A 21,934-nucleotide genomic window follows, 5' to 3' on the forward strand; every position below is an offset into this window, starting at 1 on the left:
TTGTGTCCTCGATTCACATCTGATACATCTCTCTTATGCATCCAGATCTGCCGTTCTCCCACTAGCACCGGCACGAGACCGCCGAACCGCCGGAACGGCCTCCTCTATCGGTCCCCGGAGAAAGCATGACCGGTCCGCTGCAGCAGGTGAGCGGCGATCGATCTCATTACGGGAACGGTCCACCGCTCCTCCGCGACGCCATCCCCGACACTGTGCCCGCAACGGACCGGCGTTCCGCCTTCGGTGGGCTTCATCCGCTCCCGACACCCCGACAACGGAGGACGCATGGGCACCCTCGACCGAACCGTCGTGATCGCGGAGGAGCAACGCGCCGTGGATCACGCCTACGACTGCGTCGGCCTGGACCAGCAGACGATCAACCGGATGCGCGCCGGATTCCGTTCCGACTGCCCCGACGCCGGGCTCTCCTCCCACCCCGACCTGCCGTCGGAGTTCGGAAGACGTGAGGACCTGGGCGGTCTCGCACTCGTCACCATGCGGGTCGATCTGACCGACGACCCCGACGACCGGTTGACCTGGTACCTCGGCCGCCGCACGGTGCGCGACGGCTCGGGCGACCTCGTGGTGGCGAAGTGGACCAGCCCGCAGGCGACCGAGTGGCGCCTGGCCACTCCCGGCAGGCCGCGGAACGTCCGGCTGCTGCGGAGCCTGCGGTGCGACGAGCGCACGGTGCTGGACTACAGCGACGACGAGATCCAGCCGCGGACGGCGGCCCCCGCTGCTCCGGGGGCCGCTTCCTCCCCCGGCGTCCCGGTCATGCCGGCCGCGGACCCTGTAGCGGAGGAGGACGCCCCGGAGGACGTCGACCCGTTCCTCCTCGCCGACCTCGACCTCGCCCGTGACGGGCGGATGCGCGACATCGTGGAGACCATCCGGCGCGATCAGCTCCGGCTCGTCGCCGACGAACGCCAGGGCCTGCTCGTCGTCCAGGGCGGTCCCGGCACCGGAAAGACCGCCGTCGGCCTGCACCGCGTCACCTGGCTGCTCGACAACAAGCGGTTCGCCTCGGGTGAGGTGCTGGTGGTCGGCCCGCACCGGGAGTTCCTCCAGTACGTCGGCCAGGTCCTGCCCCGCCTCGGCAGCCGGGACGTGAGCACCGTCGACATCGCGCAGCTGTGGGAGGGCGAGGTCCGCGGCGCCGACTCTCCGCGGGCCCACCTCGTCAAGTCCGACGAGCGGATGGCGCAGGTCCTGCGCCGCGCCGTGGAGGAGCACATCCGCCCGGACGCCCTGGCCGACGGGCCGGAGGAGGAGCTCGCCTTCACCTTCAGGGGGGCGACACTGCGGGTCCCGCTCGCGGAGCTCGAGGGAATGGCCCGTGAGGCGCAGAGTGCGGGCGGGCCCTACCTGGTCCAGCGCCGCCGGTTCGTCGACCGCGTCCTGGACCGGCTCATGCACGAGTACTCGTCGGCCACGCGCAGGCAGGCGCTCGACGAGAAGTTCCGGGCCCAGCTCGAGAAGCAGCCACGCGTGGCCAAGCTGCTCAACTCCGCCTGGCCGACGATGAGCGCCGAACGTGCGCTGCGCCAGCTGCTGGACGACGAGGACGCCCTGCGTACGGCGGCCTCCGGCCTCCTCACGGTCGAGGAGCAGCAGGCCGTGCTCCGGCCGCAGGCACGGCGCATCGCCGACGAGCCGTGGACCCTCGACGACCTGGTGTGCCTGGAGGAGCTGCGCCACCTGCTCTCGGGGGACGAGTCCCGGCGCTACCGGCACATCGTCGTCGACGAGGCGCAGGACCTCACCCCGATGCAGGCCCGCTCCCTGGCCCGCCGGTGCCCCACGGGTTCCATGACCGTTCTCGGCGACCTCGCCCAGACGACCGGAACCCGCCAGTACGACGTCTGGGGCCGGCTCGCCGGCATCCTCGCAGGCTCCGACGGCTGGCACATGGCCGAGCTCACCGTGGGGTTCCGGGTGCCCCGGGAGGTCATGGACTTCGCCGCCCCGCTGGCCGCGGAGGTCTCGCCCTCCACCGCCTTCCCCCGGCCGGTACGGCCCGCCGCCGAGGGAGCCCTCACCGTCGCGCGGTTCGATCCTGACGAGATCGCGGGCGAGGCGGCCTCCCGCGCGCTGGAGCTCTCCGAGGCGAGGGATGGTGAGGCCCGCTCGGTCGCGCTGATCGTCCCGGACGACGAGAGGCTCCTCACCGAGGTGCGACGGCACGTCTCGGCCGCCCTGGACCGGGCTCCCGCCGCCGAGCACGAGCGGCGGATCTCCGTCCTCCCCGCGGCCACGGCCAAGGGGCTGGAGTTCGACCACGTGCTGGTGCTGGAGCCGGCCGCGATCGCACAGCAGGGACCCGCCGGGCTGCGGCAGCTGTACGTCGCCGTCACCCGCTGCACCCAGTCGCTCACGATCATGCACTCCGCCCCGCTCCCCGCCGTCCTCAGCGGACCCGAGCCCGAAGCCGCCCCCGCCGAGGAGACCGCCACCATGCACGACACGACCGCCTCTCCGGCCGCCCCGACCTCCGCGATCTCCCCGGCGGCGAACACGACGGCCGTCAGCACCGCGACCGCTCCCGAGCGGTACGACAGCAAGGACCACTTCCTTTCCTCGCTGCACGGCAGGATCCGCGCCGACAGGCAGGGGCATGCGCACCAGCAGCTCCTCTACGGCCTGGTCGCCGAGTTGTTCGGCGCCCGGCTCCAGCCCTCCGCGGACTCTCCCTTGGCGGACATCACCTGCGAGGGACCCGACGGGACCGTCCTGTACGAGATCGCGGCTGAGGGCACCGGGACCTACGCGGAGATGCGGAATGCGGCCGTGCGGTTGCTGGAGATCGAGCACGCCATGGGCGGCAAGCAGGCCGACCACCTGTTCCTCGTCCTCCCCCAGGCACCCCAGGACGCCTGGGCCCCCGATGCTCTCTTCGCGATGTTCAACATCTCGGTGATCTGGAAGACCCCCACCGGCTGGGACGGCGCCAACGCGGACATCGCCCTGGCCCGGTCGTCGACCACCGGACCAGGCTCCGGAGAGTGACGGAACGGGATCGCATAACCTCGGATAGATCGATCGGGAAATGGAAGTTTCCCTGCTCACGGGGGTGCCGATGTCCGTTTGGGAGCTGTGTTGGAGAACCTTCCCTCAGGCTGCTCCGACGACCGTGAATCCGACGTGATGGGGCAGCCTCCCGCGGAGAGCGGGCCCGAGGCGGATGGCGATCCGGGCCGGCGGACGGCCAAGGAGATGCTCAGATCGCTGGAGGAGGACCCGACGCTCGTCACCGGGATCGTCCGGAGCGGCTATCTGGCGGTCGTGCCGCGCGGCGTCGCGCTGAAGGGGGCCGAGCGGCGGGAACAACTGGTCAACGCGCGCACCTACGGCGACGTGAGACGTACTGCGTGGGGCGAGTGGGTCGACGATCGGGACATGCTCCTCGACCACTACTACGACCAGTACGTGGCCGAGCACCCGGACGTCGACCTGGACGGCCTGGCCGACGAGGAGCTGTGGGACCTGGTGAGCCCGTCGGACGACGCGCCGTTCTCGATGGACGGGCATCCGGCCTTCGACTCCTCTGTCTCGGACAGCGCGCAGTCGTACGAGGCCGACATCGATCTCACCACCGACGCCTGGATCCCCCGCGAGATCGCATCCTGCTACGGGGAGAGGCCGAGCGGTTGGTCCGCGATGCCGGCCCGGGAATATGAGGAACCGGACTTCCTCTATCCCGAAAGGCACCGGGAGGAGATCGAGACCGAGCTGCGCGGGCACGGATTCACCGTCGTCCACGACGAGCGGCTCATCCTGAAGTACATGACAGGGCGCTGACCAGCCGATCGAGACACACGCTTGCCACATCTACGGCAGGAGCGAGCCGACGGTCGAATCCAAGACGAGAGGGAAGCGCCGGGCCGATCGGCAACGCCCCTCCTCGCTTTGAGGTGTGCTTCCACCTGCTCTGTATCGATGATCCAGTGAATACAAATTTTTCTCCGTGAGCTCGATTCACCCTTGCAGATCACAATGTTCGTCTATACAGTCATTCGCAGGCTGAAAATGACAAATACCGCTATAGGTGCATTGTCGGCATTATCGGGGTCCAAGGGTCAGGAGGACGCCGAGCCGTACCGTCCCACTCCGCCTGCGCTGACTGGAGTCCCCATGGCAAGTCCCGGAAGGCCGAGCCTCGTCACCGTCATCCAGAAGGCACTGGCGAACGGGCCGGTATCGGCCGATGAGCTGCTCACCACCGCCCATCAGGCTGGACGACGGATCGATCCCGGGGTGCTCTGGGAGACCTGCGCCACCCACGCCCTCGCCGACCTCCGGGACGGCATGTGGGTGCCGCGAGGATGGGCTCAGCCCTCCGCCGCGTTGCCCCTCCCCCGGGACTCCGTCGAGGAGCGGGCCGCTGCGGAGGCGACCCGGCTGGCCATGTCGCTCGGCCTGCCCGCACACGAGCCCGTACCTCCCGCCGGCCCCGTGGCGCCCGAGTGGCCCGACGTGGCCAGAAAGGCGGCGGCAGCGCTCCGCCACGAACTGACGGCCGTCTCCAGACGCCGGGTCCAGACCGATGTGCCCTTGATCGCGGTCACGAGCACGGCGCCGCCGGACGGCCGCCTGCGGCGGTTCGAGGCGCAGGGGGAGGTCGGCGCCTCCGAGGGCACCTCCGCCACCTTGGTCATCAAGAACCAGCAGTTCCAGGCCGAGATCGTGTCGGTGTTCGGCAGCGTGGTCACGCTGTCGGTGTCGCCTGACACTCCGGTGGTGACCGAGGCGACGCTACGCACGGACCTTTCGTGGCTACTGGCCGAACAGAGCAAGCGGCTCAACGAACTCGCCCACGGTGGCCCCGGTTTCGACACGGTGGCCGCCCTGGCGGCCGTGACACCACCCGAAGCCGGGGCACCCGTCCGCCTCACGGAGCCGATCAGCGCCACAGGGCTCAACCAGGGGCAACGCCAGGCGGTACAGCTGGCACTCACCCCCGGTGTGACCTGGCTGTGGGGTCCACCCGGCACCGGCAAGACAACGACCGTCGCCGCCCTGATCGCCGAGCTGTGCACGCGCGGGAAGCGGGTGCTGCTAGCGGCGCCGACCAACGCGGCACTGGACGTGGCGATCCAGGCCTCGCTCAAGCGCCGGGCCGCTCTGGCCGACGGCTCGCTCGTGCGGATCGGCCAGCCCGCCGACCTCTCCCTGGCCCCTCAGGTCCTCGTGGACGAGATCGCCGCCGACCGGGGGGAGCTCCTGGCCCGGCACCGCGTCGATGCGGGGCGCCAGGTACGGCAGGACCGCAAAGCCCTCGACGCGCTCAAGAAGCGGGAACTGACCCCCGCCGAGGAGACCGAACGGTTGCGGCTGGAGAACCGGATCGCCGAATCGCAGGCGCTCATGCGAGAACTGGACCGCAAGCTCAAGCAGGTCCGGCGGCAGATCTGCCGGGAGGCCACCGTGGTGGCCGCCACCGCCCACCAGCTCACGATGGAGACCCTCAAAGAGCTCACCTTCGACGTCGTGATCCTCGACGAGGCCAGCATGACCACGGCCGCGCTCGCCATGCTCGTGGCCGGAGCGGGCAGCGGGCACACCGTCATCACGGGCGACTTCCGGCAGCTGCCGCCCGTGGTGATCACCGACACCCCCGAGGCGCAGGACTGGCTGCGCCGCAGCCCGTTCGAGAAGGCGGGCATCCCCGCCGCGGTCTCGGAGCGCAGGGATCCGCCCCGCCTGGCCGCCCTCACCGAGCAGTACCGCATGCGCCACGGCATCGGCGACGTCGTCAGCACCGCCTTCTACGACGGCCGGCTCTCCACGGCGCCCGGCACGGCGAGCAGAGCCGTGCGCAGCCGAGCGTCCTGGGCCAAGGCCGAGCTGGTCGTCATCGACACCGTGTCCATGCGCAGCCGTACCGCGCGCAGGCAGGGCGGCCTGTCGCGCTACAACCTCGCCCACGCCCAGTTGGCCGCCTCCCTCACCGGCGGCGCCGGCGCGACGGCGGCGGACCTCGGCATGATCACCCCCTTCGCCCCGCAGGCCCGGTTGCTCGAAGCGCTCCTGCCGGACGATCGTCTGGAGGAGTGGGCGGCTTCCACGGTCCACCGCTTCCAGGGCGGTGAGCGGGACATCGTCCTCTACGACACCGTCGACACCGGCCGCGGCGTCCTGCCGCTCAACCGGTGGTTCACCGAAGGCCACGCCGGCGGGGAGGGCGCCCGTCTGCTCAACGTCGCGGCCAGCAGGGCACGCGACCACCTCGTGGTCATCGGCGCGCTGGACGCCCTGCACCGCAGGACCGCCGCCTCCCGCGACCCCGTGTGGACGTTCTTCGCACACCTCATCGACGGCGCCACGCCGATGCCCTGGCAGTCGGCGGTCTCCGCGGGACCGACCGAGCTCATCGAAGACGACCTCCTGGAACGCCTGCGGGACGACATCAAACGAGCCGCGACCGTCGACATGTGGTTGCCCCGCGGCTCCCTGCGCAATCTGCCCTCGCTTCTTCCCGAACTCACCTCCGGCCGCAGTGATGACTCGGGAGCCGAAGCGGTGACGGTCTGGGTGGAGCCGGACCCGGACGGCTACCTGCCCGTCGAAGCCCTCCAGGCCCGGCGGGAGGGGGTCAACATCCGGCCCTGTCTGCCCGTTCTCGAATCCGGTGCCATCCTCGGCGACGTCGTCTGGTCTTCTTCGGAACCGCTGCTCGGTCCGGAACCGGGAGTCGTGCTCCGAACCGAGCACCGTGCCTTCGCCGACGCCGCACGCCGGGCGCAGCGCCGCCGTCCCGGGGCGGGAGCACCGGGAAGCGGGCAGCTCGGCGACGGCTGCGGCCGCTGCCGTCGCATGCTGGTCCGCTACGAACAGGACCGGCGCGGCAGGACCGAGCTCCGCTACGAGTGTCCGGCCTGCGGGGCATAGGCACCCGACCTGCTCGTGATCGCTGCCCTTCCCCATCGCCCGGAGCAGCGGACGGGCCCGCTCCCGCCCGCATCCGGCACGTCAGCCGGAGGAACCGAGGAGGAGAGATCCCTCCGGCATGGCGGAGGGATCTCCGACCTGGGCGGTCGAGCCGCGCCGTCCCTCAGGAGGCGAGGAAGACCTCGTCGAGGTGCCATTCGAGCACCTCGGCGCTGGGCCGGTCGCGGCGCTGGTGCGGGAGGGCGATCTCCGTTCCCGCCCTGCGGTAGAACTCCTCGCCGTTGCCGAACTCCTCCCGGAGCCGGGGGCTGACCCGCAGCCGGTACTTCGGGTCCACCGCCAGGTAGCCGCGGTCGAACAGAGTGTGCACGTCCGAGCGGAGCAGCAGCCCGTTGTCCAGGCGGTGCTGGCCTCCGGCGGCGACGGGGCGGATGTGCGCCGCCTGCAGGACCGGCCGGATCCTGTCCCCGGTGACGGCGCAGCGCCGCTCGTAGGCGTGCAGGACGACGGCCTGGAACGCCTGCTGGCCGAGCCGCCGGGGCGCCAGCCGCGGATCGCCGTAGACCGGGCCGTCGAGGTGCCACGGCTCGGACAGGTCGACCTCCACGCCGATGCCCATCCGGTCGAGCAGGCCGTGGAAGTAGGCCGCTTCGGGGTGGACCGCCAGGTCGTAGCCCTTGCCCTGGACGATGTTGGAGGCGAAGTCCGGCGGCGCTCCGGCATCGACCTCCCCGGGGAAGAAGCAGACGTCGCGGACGATGACGCAGCCGATCACCGGGTCGTCGCCGGGTCCCATCGGCTCGCTGCGGTAGCGGCCGACGCGGCCGCGCAGCTCCGCCAGGCCGGCCGCGCCGTTGCCCTCGCCGAAGAACTCCCACGCCTCCGAGACCCGGAGCCGGGCGAAGCCGCTGTAGAAGCCGCCGCCCACCACGCGGTTGTGCGGATAGTGGCTCTTGAAGAAGAACGGCTCGCCGTGGCTGAGGACCTTGAACTCCCGTGCGCTCGACGGGCGCCAGAAGTTGACCTCGCCCACCTCGGGACGGGCGGCCAGGAAGCGGTACCACTCGGCGTCGGTCACCCCGACATATGCCTTCACACCAGTGATTGTGCATCCTTGAAGATCGCCTGTGCCAGGTGATCCTGAAGTTCACAGCCGATGAAGCGGTCCCGTTGCCCGGCCGGCCTCCTGGAGAACGACCGGTGCAGACCCTGGAGCACCCGTCAGCGCTCCCGGGAACGCGTCTCCCGAATCAGCAGACGAACTTCACTGTTCAGGCGGTCGCGGAGCTCCCTGACCTGGATGCCGGGATCTGGATGCCGGGGACTCGCCCTCGCTCGCGCGGTCGCACGGACCGCACACCGACATCCGAACCGTCACGCCGAGGTCCTGTCAGCAGGCGGCGGTTGCCGGTCGAGGAGGAGGACCGCCGGACCTCCCCACGGATCCCAGCGGAGGGTGACCAGGTCGGAGCCGTATTCCCGGGCCAGCCGCCGGCGCAATTCCTGATCGAAGGCGTTCACATCCAGGATGACCAGGTTCCGCTCGGGGTCGATCCCGGCGCCGAAGACCCTGTCGTCGGCGAGCGGTCCCGGGTCGAGCTCCAGCACGGCCATGAGCTCCGCGGTGCTGTTCCGGGCCCGCCGTACCTCGGGAGTGATCGTGAACGGCGTGCGCACGCCGTTGGGCCAGGACACACCGCGAAGCGGCGCGACGGCCAGCTCACGCCCGTGCGCGCTGGTGTAAGGGGCGACGAGCCGCCATGGATGGCGCAGCAGGTACGGCGGGGCGAGGTCGTCCGGATGCGCCTCGGCCCGGCCCTGGGCCAGGTCCAGCGCGTGGTTGTACGGCTCGATCCGCGAGTCGTAGGGCTCGTCGAGGATGTCCGGCGGTTCCCAGTGGACCTCGACGGACTCCGCGGTCGCGTGCTGCAGGATCACCTTCCCCGGCAAGAGGAAGGCGGGTACCGCCGTGATCCCGTAGAGGAGGAGCAGCACGGCGAACGACCGAAAGGCGCGCATGGGGCGCATGGGATGGAGTCTAGGCCGGCCTGCCCGGTGAACCGGCTCACCGCGGGCGGCCGGGAGCCGCGCCTGCTCCTCGAGCTCACCGGCCGCCGCCGCGCCGTACGAGCCCGGCCCGGAGCCGCCGGGCCCGTCCTGCGGCGGTGGCCCCGCGTCATTTCACGCTGACGTCCAGGAAGATCGGTTTCTTCCCGGCGAACAGCGGGGTCCCGTCCGCGCTGGTCATCTTCCAGAAGATCTTGCATCGGGCCGGGCGGTCGGCGGCGCGGACGCGCACCGCGATGTCGACGACCTCACCCGGCGCGGTCGGCTCGATCTCGACCCGCTCGGGAGCGCGGCACGGAGCGGTGTTGATCCGGGTGAGGTACCGCCCCTGCCAGGGAACGGCTCCGGCGTTGCGGATCCGCCACACCTTGGTGAAGCGCTCCCCCCTGCGCACCTCGGTCCCGTCCGGATACGTGACATCCCCTTCGAAGAGGGAGTCGTCGCGCAACACCGCCGTCCATGCCGACGGCTCGGGCGGCGCGCCTCCTTCCCCCGTGTCATCGCCGTCGAGCGGCGAGAACAGGATGACCATCGCGCCGGTGCCACCCGCGAGAACGGCGGACAGCACGCTCAGGACGGCCGGCTTGCCGATGCGGAACGACCGTGCGGCCGGAACGGACCTCTTCCCCACCGGCCCGTTCCCCACCGGCCCGTTCCCCACCGGTCCATTCCCCACCGGTCCATTCCCTGCCGGCCCGTTCCCCACCGGCCCGCCCTCCATCGCGGAGGAGGCCGGCAGGCTCTCGGTCCTGGCCTGCTCCCAGTACGCCCGCCACTCCCGCTCGGTCTCCCGCTCGTCCTGTCCCAACCGGCCGATCGCGAGGACCCGGACGAACTCCCACGTCGTCTCCCAGCTCGGGAGCGTCCGCCCCCGGGCGGCCGCCGCCAGCGACGACTTCGAGGCCGCCGCTCCCAGACTGGACGACATCTCCGCGAAAGACGGATCTCCCGCTCTCTCCTTGAGCTCCCAGAGCCGGTGCGCGAGCAGCGCCACCGGGCTGGAGTCCGGATCGGGCCGGGCGGGCCTCCGCCCCCGCCGTGGCCCCGGCTTCTCCGGGAGCGAATCCGGTGACCTGCGCACGTCCAATGGCTCCGGCATCCCCCACCCGTTCTGGTCGGCACCGCATTCCATCCGCACCTGCGGATCCGGCGCGACCCTTTCCGGCAACAGTTTCCGAACCGAGGAGATTACCGGAATTCGTCGGGATGCTTCTCCGTAGCCGCCCATGGCGTCACCGCCGCGGGGATTCGACGCGGGCCTACGCGGACCTTCACGGACCTTCACTGGCCATCGCGGACACTCCGGCGGAGGGGTACGGCGTGCGCTGCGCCGTACCCCTCAAGGCCGACCGCGCGGGGTCAGGCGCGGCCTCCGTCGGTGATGGAGACGATCGAGGCGGTCTGGAACTTCTTGTGCCCCTTCCCGTCGGCCCCGACGACCGCCGTGTACGACTTGGTGGTCCAGCCCAGGCTGTACTTGATCTTCAGCTTGCGCTTGTTGTCGCACCGGTTGTGCCAGTACACCGTCACGGAGGTGTTGCCGTCCCCCCACGACCAGGCGAAGCAACCGGCGACGCCCCGGTGGACCTCCGCCGACGCCGGAGCCGCGGTGCCGACGCCGAGACCGGCGACGGCGAGGGAGGCGGCCACGACGACGGCGGCGCGGGTGCGCAGGTTCGTCCTACGGGAATACGCAGACATGGAGGTCTCCTTGTTCGATGAGTGTGGTCTTCTGGATGCGGTCACCGCACCGGTACGGCGCATCCGTCCGTCCGGCCCGGCGCGCGGTCGCACCCGGGACGGAGCGGCGCGTCCGGCGACCGCGGAGGATCGATCGACGATGTGCCATGAGTCCTCACGGCTTACGGATCACTTCGACGCAGACTCCGGATGAGCTAGCAGCTGCCGGGCAGCGTCACCTTGTTGGGCATGCTGTTATCGATCTTCTTGCTGCCCTTGCTCTTGGCGCCGACGGTGAAGCACTTGTAGAAGATCGTGCCGTTCTCCCGGACGAACTGCAGCTTGACGGCCCGCTTCTGGTTGCAGTGGTTGTTGTAGTACACGGTGGTGGTCACGTTGCCGTCACCCCAGGAAACGTTGATCTTCTCTCCGCTGGGCGACGCGCACGCGGCGGACTTCCTGTGGACGTCGGCGGAGGACTCCGCGGTGCCGGCGGCGGCGACGGACGGGACGCACAGCACGGCGAGAGCGGCTACGGCAGGCGCCAGTTTCCTGTAGTTCAAGGTGGCTTCCTTCGTTTTTCCGACACGGCCCGGCCGGCTCGGTGGCCGGCGCGGGAGGGCGCGGTCGCGGTCGGGAACCGCGAGCGCCGGGATCTCCGCCAGCTTGCCCGCCGCTCCCGGTCCGACCAAGCGATCTCCGTCCAGAGCTGCGGCTCTGGACCGACTTTGGACTCTGGACAACCGGCTTTGGACTTTGGACAAATGGGGAGCCGCCCCCGAGCGTCACCGAGAACGCCCCGTCCTGGAGGTCATCGGCCGGGCCAGAGCCCGGTGAGCGCCAGCGCCTCCTCTGGCGTCGAGGCGTACTCGACGCCGGGGACCGGGCGCCCGTCACCGTCCAGGATCCGCCAGCCGCCGAACTGGACCACGGGGACGCCGCCCCGGCGCATCGCGAGCGCCAGTTCCGAGAGCGTGCCCCACGACCCGCCGATGACGATCACGGCGTCGCCCGAGTTGACGATGATGCCGTTGCGCGCCTCCCCGACACCGGTCGGGATCACGATGGACAGGTCCCGGCAGGCATCCCGCCTGTCCTCCCCCGGCAGGACACCCACCACCGTCCCGCCCGCCGAGCGGGCCCCGGCCGCCACGGCGGCCATGACCCCGGTGTGACCACCGCAGATCACCACCGCTCCGCGCTCCGCCAGCAACCGGCCGACCTCGCGGGCGTTGGACTCGTCCCCGCTCGTGCAGTCGCGCGGGCCGCACACCGCCACCTGGATCGCCACAACGGGATCCTGTCAGCGAACGGCGGTCACCGGCCCCGAGACATGGGATGGGCGGCGAACACCGGGTGCCGGCCGAGGGACACGGGGCAGGCGGTGAGCGACGCGGCCGGCCCGAGCGGAGTGGCGCGTCCTGGAGGCCGTCTTCCGGGACGTGCGCCGTCGGGGCCCGTCGGCGGCCCCTTCTCTCCGGAAGCCCCACCGCACGCACGAGAGGTGCTATAGATCTTACGGACCGTGACCCCCAGGAGACCCGATGCCCCTCCACACCGAGCTCACCGGCAACCCGGACGTCGTCCGGCTCTCGGCGAGCGCCCTCGACCGCCGCGAGCGGGACTGCCCCGCGTCCGCCGCCGCCAAGGCCTATCCCGCGATGCGGCCGGTGGTCCGCGACCGGCGGCGCTACCCGCCGTGGGCCTCCTTCCCGCTCGGCCTGGTCGTCTCGGCGCTGGACTTCGTCGAGCACGACGGCTACGACCCGGACGTCGCGGCCGGGATGGCGGTCGAGGAGAGCCGTGATCCGGTGCACCGGGGCGTGGCCCGCTGGGTCCGGCACGCCTGCCGCACCTACGTGGAGACGTCGGAGAGCCTGGCCGCCGAGCTGGCCGCCGAGGGCGTCGAGCTCCACCTGGACGGCCGGCCCCGGGTGGTGCAGCACGGCACGCGGGGCGCCTCGGCGGTGGAGATGCGCGCGCTGACCGCGTGGGGCCGCTGGTACGCCTCGCCGGACGGCTCGGTCGTCGAGTTCCGCCGGCTGCGGATGCGCCGCCCGGCGGGACGGCGCAGCGACCACTCCACGCTCGCCATGGCCTACGTCGCGGCGGCCGGGGACCGGGTCGTCGACCCCCGCGACGTCTACCAGGCCGTTCCCATCCCGGTCGAGGGCGGCGGGGTGCGGCCGCAGCGGATCCGGGTGGTCGAGATGGGCCTCACCGACGCCGACGCGCGGGTGCTCGTCGACGCGGCCCCCGAGGAGGTACGGCAGGCGTACCTGGCCTCCGTCCGGCCGGTGGCCGCGCGGCTGCTGACCGACGACCGCCGTGCCCCCGGGTCCGGCTGCGCCGAGTGCAGGCTGTTCGGGTCCTGCGAGGCGCTCGCCCGGACGCCGGGGCTGCTCGGGCTGTCCGGCCCCGGGACGCACCGCCGTACCTGGTCGGTCACCACGGCCCGGCAGTACCAGGTCTGCCCCGCCCAGTCGCACCTGCGCGACCTGCGCCTGCCCGTGGAGGAGGCCGAGGGCTCGGCGGTCCGGCGCGGGCTGCTGGTGCACCGGTGGCTGGAGACCGCCCACGGCAGGCCGGGGAGTCGGCCGTGCACGCTCGACGACCTGCCCGACCCCACCGGGAGTTTCCGCGGCCTGGCCGAGCAGGTGATGAGTCCGGGCGAATACCGGCAGATCTGGCCCTACCTGGTCCAGCACGTGGACGTGTGCCCGCTGCGCGGTCCCGGGGAGATCACCGGCGTCGCGCCGGAGCCGAGGGTGGCCGCCTACGACTCCGCGGCCGACGTCGTGGTCGTCGCGAATCCGGACCTGCTGCGCCGGGTGGACGGCCGTCTGGTCTACCGGGAGCAGAAGACCTCGCTGACGGACCGCGGCATCACCGCGGAGAACGCCCTGGAGCTGGTCCCGCAGCTCGCCCTGGCGGTCTGCCTGATCGCGGGCGGCGTCTTCGGGGACACCGCCGGGACCGTCGAGCTGGAGCAGCTCACCCCGGCGTCGGGCACGGTGATCGAACTCGACGCGGCCGACCCCGGGGTGGTCGCCGCCGCACGGGCCGTCCTGGCGGAACTGGCCGGTCCCTGGCACCGGGACACCGCCTTCCGGGCGAACCCGGGGCCCTGGTGCCGGTTCTGCCCCGTCTCCCGCTGGTGCGGCGACGCCTCCCGGGCGGACGAGGGACCCTTCATGACGGTCGACGGCCTGGTGATCGACCCGGTCACCGGCGAGATCCTGGAGTCGCCGGGCTGTACGACCAGCCGGGTCGAGGCGGTCACCGGCGTGCTCACCGGGGCGGAGGACGACGACGCGCCGCCCTTCTGAGGGTTCCCGCGCCTTCCGGTCACCGGGATCGCTCTCCGCGGCCCCGCCTTCCGGTCACCAGGATCGCCCTGCGGATCGCCCCGCCGGCCGAGCACCGGGACCGCCCTGCGGATCGCCCCGCCGGCCGAGCACCGGGACCGCCCTGCGGGTCGCCCCGCCGGCCGGTCACCGGGACCGCTGCGGGGCCGCGGAGAGCAGGGTGAGGCGTCTCAGCGCCCATTCGACCGGGCCCTGCCGGTGGCGGCGCAGCCACCAGGCGCTCAGCGTCAGCAGGACCGCGTAGATCACCGCGGCCACGCCCATCACCGCGATCGGGGGCAGCTTCCCCGCCAGCGCCAGGCCGTACCCGGTGAAGACCAGGCAGGCCAGCACCGACTGGCCGATGTAGTTGGAGGCCGCGACCCGGCCGGCCGGGGCCAGCGCGCCGCCGGCCGCCGGGAACCGCCGCACCAGGGCCAGCAGGATGACCACGTAGGCGGCCGACAGCAGCGGGGAGGTCACGTTGTTGACCGCCAGGCCGACCAGTTCCACGGCGCCGCCCGCCTGGGACGACCAGGTGAAGAAGACCGCGGCGGGCAGGCCGACGCCGTAGCCCAGCCACAGGATCCGGGGCGCCAGGTGGGCCCAGCGCTCCCGCTCCTCCAGCAGCCGCGACTTCCCGGCCGCCAGTCCGAACAGGAACAGCGCCATCGCCATCGGGCCCTGGCCGAGCCACACGAACGCCGCGAGCATCGGGTAGGTCTCGACCTGGAACCGCAGGAAGTCCAGCGGCCCGCCGGTGACCAGCGCCTCGGCCCGCGCGGCGGCGGCCGTGTCGGGGAGCGGGGCCGCCGCGCCGCTCGGGTCGAGCAGGACGAGCCCGGCGAGCAGGAGCCAGACCGCCGACATCACGCCGATGATCCAGCAGCCGGCCTTGACGGCGGTCCTGGGTTCGATGCCGCGCATCGTCAGCAGCAGGAGGCCGAGTGCGGCGTAGAGGGTGAGGATGTCGCCGATCCAGAGCAGGAACCCGTGCACCACCCCCAGGGCGAACAGGCCCAGGCAGCGGCGGACCATGCGGGACGTGACCTTCTCGCCCCACGAGCGCATCTGCAGGGTGAAGGAGTAGCCGAACAGGAACGAGAAGATCACGTAGAACTTGGTCAGCACCAGGGTGCTGACGACGAGGGCGACGGGGCCTTCGCTGATGGGCAGGGTGCCGACGCCGAAGGCGTATCCGGGGTCGGCGAGGAAGCCGATGTTGGCGATCAGGATGCCGCCCAGCGCGAAGCCCCGCACGGCGTCGATCTCGTGAATGCGCCTGGACGCCGGCGCCGCGGTCTCGATCATGTCCTCGATGCTAGGAACCCCGTGTACGGCGCACATCGGACTTCGGACGGCGGTGGTGCGACCAAAGTCGACGGCGGCCGTCCGGTCCCGGCGGCAGGGACCGGACGGGACGATCACCCGGGTTCAGGTGGCGGTGGAGATGACCACGCGGCGGTTCTTCGCCCGCCCCTCCTCGGTGGCGTTCGGCCGGACCGGCCGGCCCTCGCCGTACCCGGTGGCCTCCAGCCGCGAGCGGTCCAGCCCTCCCCTGGTCGTCAACCAGTCCAGGACGGCCTGCGCGCGGTCCCGGGACAGGGTGAGGTTGTAGGCGTCCTCTCCCTGGGAGTCGGTGTGGCCGTCGATGCGGATGGTCGCGTCCGGAGCGGCCTTGCGGGCGATCTGCCGGGCGATGCGCCTCAGCTCGGCCGCGGCGGCCGGTTTGACGGCGGCGCTGTCGAAGTCGAACAGGACATCCGCGTCGAGGCTGAAGGCGATCGTGTCCTCGCCTTCCAGGACCTCGCTCTCACCGGCCTCGTACGCCTTCAGCTCGGCCGCGCGGATCTCCACGGCCCTCACCTCCACCGCGGGCACCTCCACCGCGGGCACCTCCACCGCCGGAATGCACTCCCTGCGGTCGTTGCACGTGTACGGCCGGATGAGGAACGGCCGGATGACGAAGTGACGGATGATGTACGGGCGGATGATGTACGGCCGGATCACGTACGGGACGAATCCGCCGCCCTTCGGCTCGGCCTGGCACACCTCGGGCGCCGAGACGCCTTCGGCGCGGACCGCCTCGGCCCTGACGGCCTCGGCCCGTACGGGGTCGATCTCGATGCCCCCCGCGTTCACGCCCGGGATCTCCACCGCGGGGATCTCCACGGCCGGGATCGTCACCGGCGGGATGCTCGCCGCGCCCAGGCAGCCGCCGGGGGCGGGCTTGATCTCGGTGCACTGGGCGGGAACCCGCTGGGCCGGGATGTCCACTCCGGGGATCGTGGCCGCCGGTATCCTCTCGCCGCCGATCACGGCCTCGGGGATGTGGACCGGGTCGGCGTGCACGGCCGGGATCTCCACCGCGGGGAGGAGCTCGCCGTGGGGGCAGGCGGTCGGCTCGGCGGTGGGCTGCGGCGAGGCGGTTCCCCGCTCCGCGGCTGCGGACGAGGAGCCCGCGGCCGGAGGGGTGGGGGTCGAGACCGCGTGAGACCGGTGCTCCCGGTCGCCGTCACCGCCGGTTCCGATCCTGCTTCCGGTTCCGGTTCCGCTTCCGGCCGGCGACAGGCCGCAGGCCGCCAGCGTGGCCACCAGCAGGGCGGAGACGACGGCGATCACTGCTCTCATGCGCGGTCCTTCCCTTGTGCGCCGGCTCCCTTGTGCGCCGACGAGACCGGCATCGGGTCACGGACCCCGTGGGTGCCCTCGCCGGATGAGAGGTCACCGAAGGAACGGTAGGCCCAGAGAGCTCCCGCAGAACATCACCCCCGGTTTGAAACCCGGCTCCACCTTCCGCGGTAGCGCGTCTCCACCTGCCGCGGTAGGCCGCGGCAGGAAGGCGACCGGCGGGCGGCGGGCGGCGGCATCGGAGCCCTTCCGCCCGCCGGCGCCTGCTTCGGCACGCTGGGAGGGCTCGGGGGATCGGCGCATCCGCCGCCCGCCGGCCGCCTTCCTGTGCACCTCCGCCGCGCACCGGTACATGATGGCCTCGATGCCCGCCGCCGAACCCAGACGAGGACCCCGATCATGAACGACTCCGCGACCGCCGTCCCGTACCCTTCCCGCGTCCGGGGGTGCCTGCTCGGCGGGGCCGTCGGCGACGCGCTCGGCAACCCCGTCGAGTTCACGTCCCTGGCCGAGATCCGCGCGCGGTTCGGTCCGGCCGGGCTCACCGGCATGGTCGAGACCGAGATCACCGACGACACCCAGATGACCCTGTTCACCGCCGAGGGGCTGATCCGCGCCCGCCTGCACGGCGGCGATCCCCTGACGGCCGTGCACGACGCCTACCTGCGCTGGCTCGACACCCAGGACCACACCGCCCCGCGCCCCGAGGACGACGGCTTCCGCACCGGATGGCTGCGCACCGAGCGGTGGCTGTACGCCCGGCGCGCCCCCGGCAACGCCTGCCTGTCCGGCCTGCGCTCCGGGATCGCCCCTCCCCCGCCGGAGACGCCCCTCGCCCACGGGCCGGTCAACCCCGGTTCCAAGGGCTGCGGCACCGTGATGCGCTCGGCCCCCTTCGGTCTCGTCCGCGGCCCGCAGGAGCAGCCCTCCACGGGTGATCGGGCCGCCGCGGCCGATCCGGTCGCCCTGGCCGCCGCCGCCGCGCGCATCACCCACGGCCACCCCACCGCCGCGGTCGCCTCCGGCGCCCTGGCCCACCTCGTCGGCCGGCTCGTCGCCGGGGACCCGCTGCCCGAGGCCGTCGAGTCGACCGACCGGATGCTGGCCGCCCTCGACGGGCACGGGCCCGAGCACCGGGAGACCCGCGAGGCGCTGCGCGCCGCCCGGCGGCTGGCGGAGGCCGGCGGCCCCGCGCCGGAGAAGGTGGAGACCCTGGGCGGGGCCTGGATCGCCGAGGAGGCGCTGGCCATCGCCGTCTACTGCGCCCTGGCCGAACCTGACCCGCGCCGGGCCCTGCTGCTGTCGGTCAACCACTCCGGCGACGCCGACTCCACCGGCGCCGTCTGCGGCAACATCGTCGGCGCGGCGTACGGCGAGGCCGCGCTGCCCGCCGACTGGGCCGCGATCGTCGAGGGCCGCGACACCGTCCTGCGGATCGCCGACGACCTCGCCGCCGCCTTCACGGCTCCCGTGCGGGGCGCCGCCGCCTCCGCGGGCCCGGCCCGCGACCTCGCCGCCCGCTATCCCGCGGACCGGCCCTCCCGGCAGCGGTGATCGACACACACCGTGAAGCGACCCTACGCTTGTGTGAACGCCGTCGATCTCCGTCGGATACGCTTCACCCCTGATTTGCGGAGTGCTGGCCGTACGTTCCCCCGTTCGAAGGCGGTTCCTGCCCATGGCATCTCAGGTGACGCGGTTGTACCAGGCGGTGCTGCGTGACCGGGAACCGCCGATCTCGATCCGGCTGCGCCGCACCTTCTCCGCGTGGACCGAGGCGAAGGGCTTCCCGCCCGCGAGCGCGGCCCAGGCCCGGACCGAGCACGAGGCCGGCGGGGCCCGCCTGGTCATGGAGCGCCGGGGCGGCTGCGGGCGCTACACGCTCGACGAGCCGGTCCCGGGCGGGACCCTGCGCACGCAGGTGACCTACGCCGAGTCCGTGCCGGGCATGACGGGCTGGGTCGTCGTCACCGTGGAGCAGCACGGCGGCCGGGAGCCGGAGGCGGTCACCGCCCCCGGCTTCCTCCCGGCGTACCTGCGCACCGCCCGGATCACCGATGGCGCCGTGCACGTCGAGGACGCCGCGGTGGTGCTCGACGAGACCGAGGTGGACCGGTTCGTCCGGACGCTGGCCGATCCCCGCCGCCGGGTCCCGGCCGTGGTCGTCTCCGTGGACGCCCAGCGGTCCGAGGCGGGCCGCGCCCACGCCGACCGCCTGGCCGCCGCCCTCACCGGTGCGGCCCTGGTCGCGCGGCTGGCGGACCTGCGCGCCCAGGACCGGTTCAACGAGGCGCTGGGCGAGCGGCTCGGCGTGTACGGCGGCGGCGTCCGCACCTACGTCACGCCGTTCGACCCCGCCGGGGAGCGCTACCCCGAGCGACACCTGACCATGGGGGGTCCCCGGCTCCGGACCCAGGGCGCCGCCGCGCTCGGCGTGGTCGTCGACGGAGCGCTCGGCAGGACCGCCCGCGCCGAACTCCCCGACGACGTCCGGCGGACGATGGGGGCCGTGCGCCGGGTCCTGTCCGGTACCGCCGAACTGCGTGCGATCGCCGCCGCCGCGGCCCCGGTCCCCGCCCCGGTCGACCTCAGCCGCGAGGAGCTGCGGCGCGGGATGATGGCCCTGACCCGGCAGCCGGCGCCACCCGCCGCATCGAAGAACGCCGCCGCACGATCCGCCCCGCGGCCGGGAGACCCGCGGCCCGGGGATCCGCCGCCGGGCGAAGCGGGGCCGCGAGAGGCGCGGCGGGCCGGGACGGGTCCGGGTGCCTCCGGTTCCGGCGTCCCGGACGTCGGGGACGGCGTCCCGGGTCTCGGGGACGTCGGGGACGGCGGGCGGGGCGTCTCCCCCGTCCCGTCTCCGGCCGCCGGGCCGGGCGCCGGGACCGCGGTGTTCGACGTGGCCGGTCTCGTCCGGGCGGTGGCGGACACGGTGGTCAAGGAGCTGCGCGGTGAGCTGGAGAGCGCGCTGAACCTGGCCGCGTCGTCCGCCTCCCCCGACGACGAGCCGGGCCGGCTGCTCCGTGAGATCCGCGTTCTGGGCGCGCACGTGGCCGGACTGCGCGACCTCGTCGCCGAGCGGTGGCGGGACGTCCCTCCCCGGCCGGCCGAGCAGCAGGCGGGGACGCGGACGGAGGCGCGGACAGGGGCGCGGGCGGGGACACCGACGGAGGGCGGGTCCGGACGCCCGGACCCTGAGCGGTTGCTGCTCCAGAAGGAGTACGCCGATTCCGCCGCCGAGGCCCGCAGGCTGGCCCGGCGGGTGCGCCGGCTGGAGCGGATGCTGGCCGAGGCGGGCCGCCCGGCCTACGGCACGGCCGCCGAGGAGGACGTCTTCGAACCGACCGGCCTGGTGGACGTGCTGGTCAGGGCCCGCACGACCCTGCGGCACGTCTGCATCGGCGACACCGACGGCCCGGCCGCCCGGCTGGACCTGGACCATCCGGCGCTCTGCCGTACCTGGGCGGCCAAGGCCTGGGACGCATTGTGCGCGCTGGACGAGTTCGCGGGGGCGCGCTCCTCGGGCGCGTTCTCCGGCGGGTTCTACGACTGGTGCGCCACCGGCGCGGACGGCCGCCGCACCATCCCCACCGGGATGCTGGCCATGCGCGAGTCCAGGAGCGTGACCGGCAGCGCCAAGTTCAGCGAGCCCCGGGTCTTCGCCGTCCCGGAGGAGGTCGCCCCGGCGGGCCGGCTCCTGATGGAGGCGCACGTGAAGCTGCGGCCCGTCGGCTACCCGGCGCCGCGGATGTACTTCCACGACGACTCCGGCGGCGCCACCGGCAAGGTCTGGATCGGCTACCTCGGGGACCACCTCCCCAACACCCGCACCAACTGAGGCGCCCGGGGCCCGCCCGTTCCCCGTCCCCTCCTCCGGCCCCTCCTCCGTCCGCGCCGCCGCGGCGCCCCGCACCGCGATGCCGCGTACGGCCGCGGCCCGCGGGTTCACCGCCCCCGGACCCGTGCCGTCAACCGACCGCCCGCAGCCCCGCGAGCACCAGTGAGCAGACCGCGTCGAAGGCGGCGCCGATCTCCGGAGCGGACCATTCGGCGAGCAGGGCGTCGACGGCCTCCTCCAGATGGAGGGACAGATGTCGGCATCTGTCCCTCCATATCCGTCGCCCGATCGTCGTGAAGTAAATAATCTTTGACATCATGTCGATCGTGCTTTACGTTCATCATGTCGGCTTTGTTTTACATGGAGGCACGGTGACGACGATGACGGCGACGATGAGAGCGATGGTCCGGGACGCCTACGGCCCGCCCGACCGGCTGGAGCTCCGCGACCTCCGCCGGCCTGCGGCAGGCCCCGACGACGTGCTCGTGCGGGTCCGCGCGGCAGGCGTCGACCAGGGCACCTGGCAGCTCGTCACAGGCCTGCCGTACCTCATCCGCCTGGCGGGCTACGGGCTGACCAGGCCGAAGGTCCCCGTCCCCGGCCTGGACGTCGCAGGACGCGTCGAGGCGGTCGGCGAGCGCGTCACCCGGTTCCGGCCCGGCGACGAGGTGTTCGGCACCTGCGACGGCGCCCTCGCCGAGTACGCGTGCGCTCCGCAGGACAGGTTCACGCCCAAGCCGGCGAACGTCACGTTCGAGCAGGCGGGAGCGGTCCCGACCTCCGCCGTCGCCGCCCTCCAGGGGCTCCGCGACGCCGGCGGGATCCGGGCCGGACAGCGGGTGCTGGTCATCGGGGCGGGCGGCGGCGTGGGGACGTTCGCGGTGCAGCTGGCCAAGACGTTCGACGCGCACGTCACCGGCGTGTGCAGCACGGCCAAGACGGACCTGGTCCGGTCCATCGGCGCGGACGACGTCATCGACCACACCCGCGAGGAGGTCGCGGACGGGTCGCGCCGCTACGACCTCGTGCTCGACACCGGGGGGCACCGCTCGGTCACCCGGCTCCGGCGGCTCCTCACCCCCCGCGGGACCCTCGTCATCGTCGGTTCCGGCGGGAGCGGCCGGGGCGGCGGCCGGTGGACGCAGGGCGCGGGCCGCCAGCTCCGGGCGATGGCGCTCTCCCCCTTCGTGGGCCAGAACCTGCGCGGGCTGATGTCGGCGGCGCGCCAGGAGGACCTCCGGCTGCTCGGAGAGCTCCTGGAGAGCGGGAGGATCACCCCGGTCGTCGACCGGACGTATCCGCTGGACGAGCTCCCCGCGGCGCTCCTGCACCTGAGGAGCGGCCGCGTGGCCGGCAAGGTCGTCATCACCATGTGAGACGCGGCCGTCCGACCGGCGAGGCCGCCGTCGGGTGAGGCACGGCACGGAGTGACCCGGACCACACGGCGGGCCCCTCATCCGTGCCCGCGGGCCGCCGATCG

The 21,934-nt window shown here is 72.8% G+C and carries 16 protein-coding genes; 7 read left to right on the forward strand and 9 right to left on the reverse strand.

Going from position 1 to position 21,934, the window contains the following annotated elements:
* The first annotated feature begins 285 nt into the window (after positions 1-285).
* The 3 genes from HS045_RS22590 (at position 286) to HS045_RS22600 (ending at position 6,891) form a co-directional block, all read left to right on the forward strand.
* Complete coding sequence (locus HS045_RS22590; RefSeq protein ID WP_196453415.1) at positions 286-3,009, forward strand: AAA family ATPase; 2,724 nt, start codon at positions 286-288, stop codon at positions 3,007-3,009.
* 207 nt (positions 3,010-3,216) lie between these two features.
* Positions 3,217-3,801: a hypothetical protein gene (locus HS045_RS22595; protein ID WP_196453416.1), complete on the forward strand. Its 585-nt coding sequence runs from the start codon at positions 3,217-3,219 to the stop codon at positions 3,799-3,801.
* Between the two features lie 333 nt (positions 3,802-4,134).
* Positions 4,135-6,891: a DEAD/DEAH box helicase gene (locus HS045_RS22600; protein ID WP_230884537.1), complete on the forward strand. Its 2,757-nt coding sequence runs from the start codon at positions 4,135-4,137 to the stop codon at positions 6,889-6,891.
* A gap of 163 nt (positions 6,892-7,054) precedes the next feature.
* On the opposite strand, the gene HS045_RS22605 is transcribed toward HS045_RS22600, so the two are convergent.
* The 6 genes from HS045_RS22605 to HS045_RS22630 all read right to left on the reverse strand — a co-directional run bounded on the left by HS045_RS22605 (position 7,055) and on the right by HS045_RS22630 (position 11,929).
* A complete protein-coding gene (locus tag HS045_RS22605; RefSeq protein WP_196453418.1) occupies positions 7,055-7,987 on the reverse strand; it encodes an HNH endonuclease in 933 nt (310 codons plus the stop codon).
* Positions 7,988-8,265: 278 nt separating this feature from the next.
* Positions 8,266-8,910: a hypothetical protein gene (locus HS045_RS22610; RefSeq protein ID WP_230884538.1), complete on the reverse strand. Its 645-nt coding sequence runs from the start codon at positions 8,908-8,910 to the stop codon at positions 8,266-8,268.
* A 157-nt stretch (positions 8,911-9,067) separates the two neighbouring features.
* Positions 9,068-9,952, reverse strand: a complete 885-nt coding sequence (locus HS045_RS22615; RefSeq protein ID WP_196453420.1) for an NBR1-Ig-like domain-containing protein — start codon at positions 9,950-9,952, stop codon at positions 9,068-9,070.
* A 365-nt stretch (positions 9,953-10,317) separates the two neighbouring features.
* Positions 10,318-10,659, reverse strand: a complete 342-nt coding sequence (locus tag HS045_RS22620; RefSeq protein ID WP_196453421.1) for a hypothetical protein — start codon at positions 10,657-10,659, stop codon at positions 10,318-10,320.
* A 194-nt stretch (positions 10,660-10,853) separates the two neighbouring features.
* Positions 10,854-11,201 (reverse strand): hypothetical protein, encoded by a 348-nt coding sequence (locus HS045_RS22625; protein WP_196453422.1) that lies wholly within the window; start codon positions 11,199-11,201, stop codon positions 10,854-10,856.
* 248 nt (positions 11,202-11,449) lie between these two features.
* Positions 11,450-11,929 (reverse strand): TIGR00725 family protein, encoded by a 480-nt coding sequence (locus tag HS045_RS22630; protein WP_196453423.1) that lies wholly within the window; start codon positions 11,927-11,929, stop codon positions 11,450-11,452.
* A 253-nt stretch (positions 11,930-12,182) separates the two neighbouring features.
* Between HS045_RS22630 and HS045_RS22635 the strand changes: the two genes are divergently transcribed.
* Positions 12,183-13,967 (forward strand): PD-(D/E)XK nuclease family protein, encoded by a 1,785-nt coding sequence (locus tag HS045_RS22635; protein ID WP_196453424.1) that lies wholly within the window; start codon positions 12,183-12,185, stop codon positions 13,965-13,967.
* Between the two features lie 165 nt (positions 13,968-14,132).
* Here HS045_RS22635 and HS045_RS22640 read toward each other — a convergent pair whose 3' ends face one another.
* Both HS045_RS22640 and HS045_RS22645 read right to left on the reverse strand, forming a co-directional pair.
* On the reverse strand, positions 14,133-15,296 hold the full coding sequence (locus HS045_RS22640; RefSeq protein WP_196453425.1) for a DUF418 domain-containing protein: 1,164 nt from the start codon (positions 15,294-15,296) through the stop codon (positions 14,133-14,135).
* Between the two features lie 123 nt (positions 15,297-15,419).
* Complete coding sequence (locus tag HS045_RS22645) at positions 15,420-16,616, reverse strand: OmpA family protein (RefSeq protein ID WP_196453426.1); 1,197 nt, start codon at positions 16,614-16,616, stop codon at positions 15,420-15,422.
* Between the two features lie 399 nt (positions 16,617-17,015).
* Here HS045_RS22645 and HS045_RS22650 point away from each other — a divergent pair, with 399 nt between their 5' ends.
* On the forward strand, positions 17,016-18,170 hold the full coding sequence (locus tag HS045_RS22650; protein WP_196453427.1) for an ADP-ribosylglycohydrolase family protein: 1,155 nt from the start codon (positions 17,016-17,018) through the stop codon (positions 18,168-18,170).
* 124 nt (positions 18,171-18,294) lie between these two features.
* Positions 18,295-20,454, forward strand: coding sequence for a hypothetical protein (locus HS045_RS22655; RefSeq protein WP_196453428.1), 2,160 nt, complete (start codon positions 18,295-18,297; stop codon positions 20,452-20,454).
* A 130-nt stretch (positions 20,455-20,584) separates the two neighbouring features.
* On the opposite strand, the gene HS045_RS22660 is transcribed toward HS045_RS22655, so the two are convergent.
* The gene (locus tag HS045_RS22660; protein ID WP_196453429.1) at positions 20,585-20,770 is read right to left on the reverse strand and encodes a hypothetical protein; all 186 of its coding nucleotides are present in this window, start codon (positions 20,768-20,770) and stop codon (positions 20,585-20,587) included.
* A gap of 64 nt (positions 20,771-20,834) precedes the next feature.
* Here HS045_RS22660 and HS045_RS22665 point away from each other — a divergent pair, with 64 nt between their 5' ends.
* Positions 20,835-21,830 (forward strand): NAD(P)-dependent alcohol dehydrogenase, encoded by a 996-nt coding sequence (locus HS045_RS22665; RefSeq protein WP_230884722.1) that lies wholly within the window; start codon positions 20,835-20,837, stop codon positions 21,828-21,830.
* Positions 21,831-21,934 lie beyond the last annotated feature (104 nt).

Origin of the sequence: Planomonospora sp. ID82291 (assembly GCF_015711645.1) — a bacterium.
Lineage (GTDB): Bacteria > Actinomycetota > Actinomycetes > Streptosporangiales > Streptosporangiaceae > Planomonospora.